At 62.1% G+C, this 11420-nt stretch carries 15 protein-coding genes; all 15 read left to right on the top strand.

Translation table 11 applies throughout. From position 1 onward, the window contains the following. The first annotated feature begins 1182 nt into the window (after positions 1 to 1182). The 15 genes from ACFFGH_RS33870 to ACFFGH_RS33940 all read left to right on the top strand — a co-directional run bounded on the left by ACFFGH_RS33870 (position 1183) and on the right by ACFFGH_RS33940 (position 11367). Entirely contained in the window at positions 1183 to 1572 is a 390-nt protein-coding gene (locus ACFFGH_RS33870) for a hypothetical protein (RefSeq protein WP_386677268.1), read from the top strand. A gap of 96 nt (positions 1573 to 1668) precedes the next feature. Further along, on the top strand, positions 1669 to 2163 hold the full coding sequence (locus ACFFGH_RS33875; RefSeq protein ID WP_386677298.1) for an ASCH domain-containing protein: 495 nt from the start codon (positions 1669 to 1671) through the stop codon (positions 2161 to 2163). A gap of 59 nt (positions 2164 to 2222) precedes the next feature. Further along, positions 2223 to 2678, top strand: a complete 456-nt coding sequence (locus ACFFGH_RS33880; RefSeq protein WP_386677270.1) for a hypothetical protein — start codon at positions 2223 to 2225, stop codon at positions 2676 to 2678. An 82-nt stretch (positions 2679 to 2760) separates the two neighbouring features. Further along, positions 2761 to 3219, top strand: a complete 459-nt coding sequence (locus ACFFGH_RS33885; protein ID WP_386677272.1) for a hypothetical protein — start codon at positions 2761 to 2763, stop codon at positions 3217 to 3219. Positions 3220 to 4829: 1610 nt separating this feature from the next. Continuing rightward, a complete protein-coding gene (locus ACFFGH_RS33890; protein ID WP_386677274.1) occupies positions 4830 to 5090 on the top strand; it encodes an Imm32 family immunity protein in 261 nt (86 codons plus the stop codon). A gap of 536 nt (positions 5091 to 5626) precedes the next feature. Further along, on the top strand, positions 5627 to 5953 hold the full coding sequence (locus ACFFGH_RS33895) for a hypothetical protein (RefSeq protein WP_386677276.1): 327 nt from the start codon (positions 5627 to 5629) through the stop codon (positions 5951 to 5953). Positions 5954 to 6360: 407 nt separating this feature from the next. Beyond that, positions 6361 to 6693, top strand: coding sequence for a hypothetical protein (locus ACFFGH_RS33900; protein ID WP_386677278.1), 333 nt, complete (start codon positions 6361 to 6363; stop codon positions 6691 to 6693). A 70-nt stretch (positions 6694 to 6763) separates the two neighbouring features. Beyond that, positions 6764 to 7054, top strand: coding sequence for a hypothetical protein (locus ACFFGH_RS33905; RefSeq protein ID WP_386677280.1), 291 nt, complete (start codon positions 6764 to 6766; stop codon positions 7052 to 7054). Positions 7055 to 7111: 57 nt separating this feature from the next. Then, positions 7112 to 7498, top strand: coding sequence for a hypothetical protein (locus tag ACFFGH_RS33910; protein WP_386677282.1), 387 nt, complete (start codon positions 7112 to 7114; stop codon positions 7496 to 7498). A 505-nt stretch (positions 7499 to 8003) separates the two neighbouring features. Further along, positions 8004 to 8396 carry a hypothetical protein gene (locus ACFFGH_RS33915; RefSeq protein WP_386677284.1) on the top strand — a complete coding sequence of 131 codons (393 nt, stop codon included), beginning with the start codon at positions 8004 to 8006 and terminating at the stop codon, positions 8394 to 8396. A 28-nt stretch (positions 8397 to 8424) separates the two neighbouring features. Further along, positions 8425 to 8703, top strand: a complete 279-nt coding sequence (locus ACFFGH_RS33920) for a glycine zipper domain-containing protein (RefSeq protein ID WP_386677286.1) — start codon at positions 8425 to 8427, stop codon at positions 8701 to 8703. Positions 8704 to 9158: 455 nt separating this feature from the next. Then, positions 9159 to 9518 (top strand): hypothetical protein, encoded by a 360-nt coding sequence (locus ACFFGH_RS33925; protein WP_386677288.1) that lies wholly within the window; start codon positions 9159 to 9161, stop codon positions 9516 to 9518. 69 nt (positions 9519 to 9587) lie between these two features. Further along, a complete protein-coding gene (locus ACFFGH_RS33930) occupies positions 9588 to 9890 on the top strand; it encodes a hypothetical protein (protein WP_386677290.1) in 303 nt (100 codons plus the stop codon). Between the two features lie 57 nt (positions 9891 to 9947). After that, positions 9948 to 10334 (top strand): DUF6896 domain-containing protein, encoded by a 387-nt coding sequence (locus ACFFGH_RS33935; RefSeq protein ID WP_386677293.1) that lies wholly within the window; start codon positions 9948 to 9950, stop codon positions 10332 to 10334. Positions 10335 to 10947: 613 nt separating this feature from the next. After that, positions 10948 to 11367, top strand: a complete 420-nt coding sequence (locus ACFFGH_RS33940) for a hypothetical protein (RefSeq protein WP_386677295.1) — start codon at positions 10948 to 10950, stop codon at positions 11365 to 11367. Positions 11368 to 11420 lie beyond the last annotated feature (53 nt).

The raw sequence follows: 11420 nt of genomic DNA on the forward strand, positions 1-11420 counted from the left end.
CGGGCCAGCGAGTGTCCAGGTGCTTCGGACCCTTTCGGGCCTAACTACGCGTTCAAGCCGAAACCGCTTCGCGGTTCGGCTTAACTTGGGTGTTAGGGCGCTGCCTAGCCACCCCGAACTTTGGGATCTCGATGTGAGCGATTTGCTCGAGCAATTTGCGTTCAGGCTGGCGGATGAGCTTATGGCTGGTAGCAGCCTCGACATGAGTACTGTGAGGCGGTGCTACTTGGCTGCGAAGACCGAACACCTAGTACTTGAGAGCGCCGCGCAGTCCGAAAACTCGATCGCCTGCATTCATAGCAGGTACTCTCGGCTTCCAAAGCGAGTTTTTTCACCGCACTCCGATCGAGCGCAGCTAGTTGCCGAGCTTTACGCAGCAATCTCCAAGTAGGTGAGTGCAATGGGTACGCGCCCTAACAATTCGTCCAAGCCGAAACCGCTTCGCGGTTCGGCTTAACTCAGGTGTTAGGCGCTCACGCCGTGCTTTCAGACCTTATAGACTGGATCCAATTCCGCACGCTCTTCGAGTTGGCCTGCCTGGCCACTGGGCTGGTTGCTGTCGCTCCTTTTGCCGTCAGCCCCCGGGCCCGGAGGTGGCTCACTCGCCTAGATGGGGAAGACCTTCAGGCAGTCGGGCTCGTCGTGATAGTTTTGGCGGTCATAGGCATCGGCTTGTACAACCGCTTTGGTGCGGGTTTCGGCGCCTAACAATTCGTCCAAGCCGACGCCGCTTCGCGGCGCGGCTTAACTCAGGTGTTAGGCGGGCAGCACTGGCTGTCTTGGTCAGTGATGCTCTGCGCGATCTCGGCCTGCCGCGGCGCTCAGGTACAGGCCCCATGGCTCTCGTCGCAGCGCCCGCAGGTTCGCCCGGGACAGCTGGCTGGCTTTGGCCGCATCGGACCTCATGCTCTTTCGGGCCGCGCCCGGCTGGGTTCTCGGGCATAACTTCGTCACGCTGTGGCGGTTCTCGGCGGGCGCTTGTCCTGCAGCCGCCGCCGGGTCGCCCGCCTTCGGCCGCTGCCGGCTGACGGCTCTGCCCGTTGCTGTGCCGCCCTGCCCGGCCTCCGGCTTTGGTCTCGGCCCTTGTCTCTTTTGTGGCTCCGGCCGGTATGCTGCAGCCTAACTATTCGTTCAAGCCGACGCCGCTTCGCGGCGCGGCTTAACTCAGGTGTTAGGGCTCACATGAGGTTCTGGAAGCAGCTGGTAGCGACACAAGCGGTGGCAACCGGTGCGCTCATCGCCACCGCCGGCCTCGCTGCCGCCTATGGCGCGCTAGGAGCAGCCCGCTCTCCAGGAATGTTCAGCTCCGCTGACTCCGCGCAAATCTGGTTCTTTGGCACCTTCACGTTCGGCATCTTGCCGGTTACCTTTTTCGGCGTGCCTCTATATGTTTGGCTCTCGCGCACGGGGCACGCCAACTGGCTGTCTGTGTCGGCCATTGCGCTCATTCCTGCTGCATTGCTGCTGCTAGTCGAGATCGAAATGGGCTTAATCGCGCTCCTGTGCGCTCCTGTGCGCACCTGTGGTCGCGTGGCTCACCCACCTCGTATGCCGTACATGGGTGAGCCCTAACAATTCGTCCAAGCCGAAACCGCTTCGCGGTTCGGCTTAACTCAGGTGTTAGGCCGCTGAAGCAGGAGCGCCGGCATGCATCCATCCGTACTCAGCATGTGGCGTGAGTTCCTGGCCCTCCGGGCGCTTCCGGGGGACGAACACCCAACTATCTCCCACTGGCACTTCTGCGATAACCAGCCGGACGCAGACGAATGCGCTCGCCTTGTTTTGGCCGGTAAGAAGCGTGCAACCGCGCCATCGCTTTGGTCTTTCGAGGTCCACGGAGAGCCGCTTCCTGAGGTAGGTGATCTGCACGTCATCACTAACTGGGCCGGGGAGGCCCAGTGCATCATCCGTGTAGCAGGCGTCGAGGTTGTGCCCCTGAACGAAATCACGGAGGAGCACGCCCGTGCGGAAGGGGAAGGAGATGGCTCGCTGGCTTGGTGGCGTGCAGCTCATTGGTCGTATTACCACCGTGAGCTGGAGGGTAGCGGCTATAGCCCCGAGCCGGACATGCCGATAATCTTTGAGCGATTCGAGGTTGTGCATCCGCCATGCGCGGCGCCCGGCACCGCCGGGGCTCTCGGCCGATCAGGGCACGCGGCCTAACAATTCGTCCAAGCCGACGCCGCTTCGCGGCGCGGCTTAACTCAGGTGTTAGGCCTCACATGAAACGTCTACTCGTCTTGCTGGCTCTTTCCGCCCCGGCTGTCGTCGCTGCCGGGACGCAGGACACATGGATCAGCCCGTTCGCGCTGAACATGAATACGGCGAAGGTCGTAGAGACGATCCCGCGAGAAAGATTCTTCGAGGTCGCGGTCTCTAAGCTTGAGCTCGCTCAGGAGCGCTTGGAAAGCAAGCCGACCATCGAACAGAAGTGGTACGACGCGGAGGCTTTTGGCCAACCGGCGTTTTCGTGCACCGATGCAAGGCGGCCCTATCTCGTGCGAGCTGTGTACCAAAACGGCAGGACCGGTGGCTACCGTCTGCAACGGGTGGAGAATACCCTCTGGGTCGCCCACAATTCGCTCGGCAAGCCAACCGGCCAGCACCGCTCGGCGCTGTTGGTCTGCCTGGACTTCCAGCCAGAACGGGTGTTCGTCAGTACGCACGGGGCTTCGTAGCGGTGAGCCCTAACAATTCGTCCAAGCCGACGCCGCTTCGCGGCGCGGCTTAACTCAGGTGTTAGCGCTCATAGGAGAGAACGTGGGACTCGTGATCAGTAGCCTGCTTCTTGCCGGCGCGACCACCGCAACCGGGCAAGCGCCTGCACCTTCCTCTGCAGCTCCCGAGGCAGCTGTAAGCATCTGCCATATCCGGCAGAACCCGGAGCAGTACGTAGGTCGGGCTGTAACCGTGTCGGGCATCTATAAAACAGACTCAAGTCATTACTCGTATCTGCTGGACCCATCGTGTTCCAGCCAGAGCACGCTCGACCTGGGGTTTGAGGTTCCGGAGCGGGATGCCTCCGTTGCGGCCTTTGAGGCGGCCAAGGCCGAAGAGTGCAAGCGCACGGGCCAGCGCGGCCTGTGCGTGCTGGAGGCATCGGTGGTACTGCGGGGCGAAATCGCTAGCACCAAGGGCGCCCACCTGCAGCCCGACCTGGTTTACCTCATCATCAACCCACATAGCGTGCTCACGTACCGGTTCCGGGCTGAGCGCTAACAATTCGTCCAAGCCGACGCCGCTTCGCGGCGCGGCTTAACTCAGGTGTTAGGCCGCGGCAAATGAGGGTGCAGTTCTCGCTTGCCCTTCGGCCACACCACGGCACCGGATCGCTCACAGCCTCGGCAACCTCAGGGTGCTCCGCCGCTTCCCTGCGCCTCGGGTCCGGCAACCTTGTGGGCCTGTCGCCTCCGGCCGCGTCAGCCGGTACTCTTCTGCCAAAGGCGTGCAGCACCTTGGTTGCAGCTGCCTAACAAATCGTCCAAGCCGACACTGCTTCGTTACGGCAACGGCGGCACTAAAAAAGCGTGCCACCGTTGCCTCCACTGCGCAGTGCGGCTTAACTCAGGTGTTAGGCGGGCAGCAGTACGTGTCCTGGTCGCTGATGTTCTGCGCGACCTCCGGCCTCCACCACGCTCAGGCAAAAACGCGGTGGCGTTCATCGCAGCGCCCGCAAGTTCGCTCGGGACCGCTGGCTGGCTTCGGACACATCGGACCTCAGGCGTTCTAGGCCCGCGCCGGGCAGGGTTCTCGGGCATAACTTCGTCACGCTGTGGCGGTTACCGGCGGACGCTTCTCACGCAGTCGCCGCCGGGTTGACTGCCTTCGGCCACTGCCGGCTGACCGCTCTGCCTGTTGCTGTGCCGCCCTGCCCGGCTCAGGCTTTGGTCTCGGCCGCTGTCTCTTTGCCGGCTTCGGCCGGTATGCTGCAGCCTAACTATTCGTTCAAGCCGACGCCGCTTCGCGGCGCGGCTTAACTCAGGTGTTAGGCGCCAATGGGAGATCGAAGGCACTTGGAGCTGGACACCGCACTCTTGGAGTTTCTCCAGGAGCATGGTCACGCGGCCCTGGAGGGAGTGAATGAGCGAGGGCCACCCCCGGACCGAGCGTTGGAGTTCATTGCCCTGCTCGAAGCCCATCAGGTCCCGCTGTATGGGTTCGAGGTCTGGCCGAGCGGACCCCGTGGGCACGAAATCGACGTCACATCTATCTGGTGCTGCGCCACGGGCAAGCACCACCAGTACGCAGAGGCGGGCCAGGCTACGGCTGCCACGGCCGAAGCCCGATGATCTGGTCGCGGTCCAATTCGGCTAGATTGGCGCCTAACAATTCGTCCAAGCCGACGCCGCTTCGCGGCGCGGCTTAACTCAGGTGTTAGGCCCCTATGGCAGCTAGAGCGGCGCTCGCGGCAATCCTTCTGGCTTCTCTCGCAGCCGCCTGCACTCGCACTCCGGAATTCGCGGAGCTCGCACTGGTGGCGGCGGAGGCTCCGAGGGTTCTAGCCAGCTCCGGGCAGAGCGGTGAAGTTCCCTCAGCACAATGGCCGGCCGGGCTCGCCAAGTTGGAGCCCAAACGGGTTTATGTCACTGCTGACGGCCTGTACCTCGTCCTGTCCACGCAACTCGTGGAGGAGCGCGGCCTTTTCGTCCCACGTTCGGCGGCCTTCTCCCCATCCGCCGGCACTGATCCGTCTTACACTCCGCTCGATCAGGGCGTCTTCTCGTACCACCTGAAAGGCTAACGGGTCGGGGCCTAACAATTCGTCCAAGCCGAACCCGCTTCGCGGGTCGGCTTAACTCAGGTGTTAGGCCCCTCAATTGAGTCGGCGGATGTCCTTCTTGACCATAGAAAGCGACGAGACTGGAGAGCAGATCCTCGTTCATGGCACGCCTGATCGGCTCCGCCGACTAGCAAGTGCCCTGTTACAGCTCGCCGAGAAATCGGAAGCCTCCGGACCGGATCACTTCCACATGCTGTCTGATGAGTGGGGCGGCGACGGACAGCTCACGGCTGAGCATCAGTCTCAAGAGCCCGGCTGGCGTATTGCCCACCACCTCAAAGTTTTCGCTTGGCCGTCCACCGATGTATAAGCGCCACATTACTTCGTTTAAGCGCAGGCCTAACTATTCGTTCAAGCCGACGCCGCTTCGCGGCGCGGCTTAACTCAGGTGTTAGGCGGGCAGCACTTGCTGTCCTGGTCGGTGAGGCTCTACGCGGCCTCGTGCGTCCGCAGCACTCCGGCAAAGGCACCGCAGGTATCGTCGCAGCGCCCGCAGGTTCGCTCGGGAAGGTTGGCTGCCTTCGGCCGCATCGGACCTCACGCTCTTTCGGCCCGCGCCCGGCTGGGTTCTCGGGCATAACTTCGTCACGCTGTGGCGGTTCTCGGCGGACGCTTGTTGTGCAGTCGCCGCCGAGTCGACTGCCTTCGGGCACAGGCGGTCGCCCCATCTGCCTGTTGCTGTGGCAGCCTGCCGGGGCTCTGGTGTTGGTCTCGGCCGTTGTCTCTTTGCCCCCTTCGGCCGGTATGCTGCAGCCTAACTATTCGTTCAAGCCGAGCCCGCTTCGAAGCTCCAGAACTCCATAAGGGTTCTCGGGCGGGCCGGCTTAACTCAGGTGTTAGGCGGCCATGAGAACCATCACCGTTGCCGTGCTTGCTTTGGTCGCTAGCGGCTGCATCAGCGCGGCCAAGCCTCTGAACGATCCCCCTGATCCGGCCTTGGCGCCGTTCGCGGCCCTCCCCGCAGATGCCCGGGTGATTGCCGGACGAGCCGCCCTCTGTGGCCACTTCGCCGGAGAGATCGCCGGAGACCGTAGCGCGCGAGACCAAGAGGTGCATCGCCGCATGGGCGAGCTGGGCTGTGAAACAATCGAGCAGGAGCTGGGTGGTGTTCGTACCAAGTACGCGGGGAACCGACCGGTACTTGAAGTGCTCGCTCCGCTAGGTGGCTGGTAGGCCGCCTAACAATTCGTCCAAGCCGACGCCGCTTCGCGGCGCGGCTTAACTCAGGTGTTAGGCCGCATTGGAACAGGCCACGTTCTGTGCGGAAGGCCGGCTAGCAGGTCAGCACGCCCCGGCTGATCCTTCTCTCGCTTCGTGCGCCTCGCTCCGGATCGTCCACGGCGGCGACCGCACTCGGCGTTACTTCTTTCGGCCCCTGCAGGCCGCCCGGGTGCGGCTTCTTCGGTAAAGCCAGGCCCCAGGTGTGCTCTGCCCGGTCTTGCAGTAGTGTCTCGGCTGTCGGGCGGATGGCGGTTGGCTCGGGGCAGTTGCCTCAGCATCCTCACCAATTCGGCCTAACAATTCGTCCAAGCCGAAACTGCTTCGCAGTTCGGCTTAACTCAAGGTGTTAGGCGCCACACATGAGTCTTCTAGCTACCGCAAAAGAGTTCCTCGCCGCCGTGACGTCGGGAGATTTGCCCGACACCACCGTAGGCAAATCCCTTGCACTGAGCCTTCGGACACGGCCAATCGAGCTGCAGTACAGCAAGGCGACCGAGTTCTCTCCTGAAATTCAGGAACTCGCGTTGGCGGCCGCTCAAGTCGCTCTCGTTTCCCATGGTCCTTCTTCGCCTGAGCTGGCCGAGTACGAGAAGGACGTGTTCTATTATCGGTACTCGGCACCGCCACACCCAATCGTCAGCCGCGATGAAGCGTTCAAGTCTCGTTGGGCAGCTCAGTCGGGTGGCGCCTAACAATTCGTCCAAGCCGACGCCCCTTCGGGGCGCGGCTTAACTCAGGTGTTAGGCCGCGAGGGCAGCATTCGTGATTCTCGAATACACGCAAATGGATGCCGCAGGCACCCGCACGATGCATGTGCTTGGGACGCCGGTTTACTTGGTCCTGCTGGCCAGCATCTGGCTTGTCCCATACGGCGTGCCATTTGTAGGATTTTTGGTGGCCGTGCTCGGAGCGCTTGTGTATCAGTTCCTGTATTGCAAGTCGCTGTATGCTTTTGTCCACGGCGCCGCGCAGCCGCGGCCGTTCTGGCAGTTCGCAGCTGCTGTGGTGGGCACGCAGTTTCTCGGCATCGCAGCACTGTATGTCGCGGCCTAACAATTCGTCCAAGCCGACGCCGCTTCGCGGCGCGGCTTAACTCAGGTGTTAGGCCCCATGACCGAGACTCACGTTGAGCTAGTGAGACAGGCGATCCCGCTGTGGTACGCCAATGTGGCGTGGGCCAAGGAACTGCTTGTCCGCGCTTTTGGGCTGGCCGATGCTCAGGAGATCCTGGCTCCGCCCAATCGGCACTTTCGCATCATTCCGAACACTTGCTGGACGGTTCGGCCTCATGGCAACGGCGTGGACATCTTCAAAGCACCGGACGTCGGCGGGATCGACTTCGACTTTGACAAGCCAGACCCTGATGCGTGGCGCCTTGCCCGGCTCATAGAGCGCCAGGTCAATGACGGGCAACTCCCGTACCAGACGTTCCGAGACCTCGTGGAAGATGACGAGCTCTTGAGGCAAGCTGTCTCGGCGGCCTTGCATGGGGCCTAACAATTCGTCCAAGCCGACGCCGCTTCGCGGCGCGGCTTAACTCAGGTGTTAGCCCCCACACCCACATGCCCCGCTATCTGCTGCTATTAGTGATCCTGACGTCGCCGGCCCACGCGCAGGCAGACTCTACCATGTCGGACGAGGCCTTTGCACAGGTGGTTCTCGCGCGGGCAAAAATTGGCCAGTCGCTGGCAGAGGCCCACAGTGCTCTTAGCACGGCTGGGCTTGAATGTGCGGAGGTGGTGTCAAAGCCGATCCCGGGGAGCAGTGACAACCCTGACCTGCGCACCGTTCAATGTAGTCGTCCGCCAGGACCCCGAGAGGGATGCGTGCAGAGCATAGAATTGCTTGGCAGGACTGGCAGGATCGTCAGCATTACGCTCAGCTTTGAGCAGTTCCCGGGTGCGCTCAGCGGAGCCACCTGTGGGCGCTAACAATTCGTCCAAGCCGACGCCGCTTCGCGGCGCGGCTTAACTCAGGTGTTAGGCCAGCTGGAGGGTCAGCCGTGAGCCATAAAAAGTTCTTCGCGCTCTTCCTGTTCGGCCTGTTGATAGGCGTTCTGGTCTTCGTTGCTCCTCGCGTCGTGTATTACGCAGCCAGCGGCCTCGCACCAAATATGGCACCTCAGATTGCGTTCTACTTCGCTCCGCTGTTGTGGCTCTTGGCAGTGCCAGTAGCTCTAATCGGAGAGGTCGCGCTGCATCGTGTCGTACCGGCTAGAACCGGTCCACAGGCCATGCTGGTCGGTGCCAGCTATGCAACCCTGCTGCTTTGGTGGGCGCTCCCCGGGTCTCTGTGGATCATGCTCCTCATTAATCCCGTCGTCGCAAGGCTGGCACTTCGTCGAGCTTGGCCTAACAATTCGTCCAAGCCGACGCCGCTTCGCGGCGCGGCTTAACTCAGGTGTTAGCCAGCAAGGAAGTTTCGTGGTGAGCGAAGATAGACAAAGCGAAGCCAAAGCCAACGCGGTGATGGGCCCTGAGCTAAAGGCACAGGAAGCCCAGCGCCTTGCGCACGAGGCCAAGCTGGAGCGCGCGGCCGCGGGCCGTCGCAGCGCCATGGTCGGGCTGGTCGGGGCTGCGCTTGGTGCCGTGATCGGCCACTTCCTCGTTACAGGCGTATCCCGTCCTGCGCTGGTCGGAGCCCTCGTCGGCTTACTGGCTGGCCGCTTGTTCAGCCGGCTGGTCCGTCGCAAAGCTGGCTAACTATTCGTCCAAGCCGACGCCGCTTCGCGGCGCGGCTTAACTCAGGTGTTAGGCCGCGCCAAACGCAGCACTGGTTTCAGTTGGCTCTTCGGCTGCAACCGCGCTGCCCGTAGCCCTGCCCCTCGGCTGGCTAACGGTGCTTCGAAAGGGTGATGCGGCTCGGGTCCGGCAACCGTGCGAGCCTGTCGCCTCCGGACCGATCAGCCGCTACTCTTCCGCAAAAGGCCTGCAACCCCTTGGTTGTCGCTGCCTAACAATTCGTCCAAGCCGACACCGCTTCGTGGCTTCGTTGAAACGTCCGGTCGCTCAGGTGCCCGGGCTTCGGCGTCATCTGGTAGCGGCGCGGCTTAACTCAGGTGTTAGAGCCCACAGGGACCCTTATGCGACTCGCTCAAGCCATGATTTTCCTATTACTCCTGCTGACTGCCGCCTCTGCGAATGCTCGCGGACCCGACATGAAAAAGTGCGAGTACGAGCTCGACGCGACAAATGCAGCGCTTGGCATGAGAACTCATGGGAAGACCAAGGCGGATCTGCTGGCCACTCTTCCCCCGAGAGAGCGCACGGCAAGGGACCCAAAAGCTGAGACGCTTCATTCGATCCTTGATGACATCTACAGTCGCAAGGACATCGCTGCGTATCCGTACTTCCACTATCGCGGCCTCGTCTGCTTAACTAAAGCTCAAGGCGTCGCGGTCAACGCCCCCTTTCACGCTGTAGCAGACGAAATTCTCGCGTGCCAGGGAAAGCACGGAACGGAAAAGACTGACGCTCTGGGTGAGTGCATCCTAGCGGCGGTCGAGCGACGTCTGTAGGGTGGGCTCTAACAATTCGTCCAAGCCGACGCCGCTTCGCGGCGCGGCTTAACTCAGGTGTTAGGCATCATGGATGAGGATTTGATCGCAGCCGTAGAGCTGGACCCTGAGGGTCGGCTGCACGTCACTCCGGCCATTCGCTCGTTCCCGTACGCGTACCGCGAGGGCATGGAGGTCTCCTGGGACCCGCTACGTCGGTCTCTCCACTCGGCACCACCTCGCGCTTGGTCGTACGGGCGCTGGTTCCAGCAGATACTTGCGCTGGCGGAAGCCCAAGGAACCCGGCTGGTACTGCATCGAGGCACCGCGTGGTTCAACGTGCCGGAGGCTATCCGGGTTGAGCTCTTGCAGGCAGCCGGCCAAGATGCCTAACAGTTCGTCCAAGCCGACGCCGCTTCGCGGCGCGGCTTAACTCAGGTGTTAGGCCCCATGACCGAGACTCATGTCGAGCTTGTAAGACAGGCGATCCCGCTGTGGTACGCCAACGTGGCGTGGGCCAAGGAGCTGCTTGTTCGCGCTTTCGGGCTAGCCGAGGCTCAGGAGATCCTGGCGCCACCAAATCGACGCTTCCGAACCATTCCGAACACGTGCTGGTCGGTTCGCCCTCATGGCATCGGCGTGGACATCTTCAAAGCACCCGACGTCGGGGGGATCGACTTCGACTTTGACAAGCCAGACCCTGATGAGTGGCGCCTTGCCCGTTTCATACAGCGCCAAGTCAATGACGGGCAGCTCTCGTACCAGACGTTCCGGGACCTCGTGGAAGATGACGAGCTCTTGAGGCAAGCTGTCGCGGCGGCCCTGCATGGGGCCTAACAGTTCGTCCAAGCCGACACCGCTTCGTGGCTTCGTTGAAAGGTCCGGCCGCTCAGCCATCTGAGCCCCGCACACTCTTCCGCAGCGGTGCGGCTTAACTCAGGTGTTAGGCGCCATGAAAACATCACTGGCTGTCGCGGTAGTGGCCCTTTCGCTTTCGGCGTGTGCTACGCGAGGCCTAGTGACGGAAGGCGTCTCACTCGCAGTGCGCTCGCACGATTCGGCGAGCGGCAGCTACGAGTTGGAGCTGCGTAACAACACGTCTCGTCCTGTTCTGTACCTGAATCCGTACCTCATCTTCCATGACACTCGGCGGAGTGAGCCGGAGGGGTTCCCTTCTTCGCCAGAAGGGAGCGTGCTGATGGTCCATGACACCAAGCTTGCGCCTGGGGCCACGGTCACGTTCACTGGCACTTGTACAGCGCAGGGCACCTGCTCGCGCAAGCCAACGTACGTGGCGGTGCTCGCGTGCTGGTTCACGGAGGCGCATACCTGCAGGGAATACTTGCCAGTGTGGTCGGAAACACCGTTGAATGGCGCCTAACAATTCGTCCAAGCCGACGCCGCTTCGCGGCGCGGCTTAACTCAGGTGTTAGGCCGCTGAGGAGAGAGCATGAAGATCGTGAGGTTGCTTTCCACCGCCGCTCTCTTGTTAGTGTCGGCCTCCACAGCTGCCCACGACGCCGTGATCCCGGGTCGCTTTCTAGGTGAGTGGAATGCTGATCCGTCGCAATGTGGCAAAGGCACGGAAGATTCGTTTTTGCTTATCGAGCCGCGCAGGGTGAGCTACTGGGAAAGCTCAGGCCCCGTCCGGGCCGTCGTGGTGCGCGGTCGGGAGCTCGCTCTCATCCTCGAGCTGTCCGGCGAAGGCGAAACCTGGCTTTCAGCCACTCAGTTCGAGCTATCCGAGGATGGCAAACAACTCTCCTGGGAGCGCGCGTCTGGCGAGCCATTCGTCCGATTCCGTTGCCCAAGTCCTCGGCATCGGTCTAACAATTCGTCCAAGCCGACGCCGCTTCGCGGCGCGGCTTAACTCAGGTGTTAGGCGGGCAATAGGCCGTATTGCTCAGCGGTGCTCTGCGCTAC

This window comes from Lysobacter korlensis, assembly GCF_042434515.1.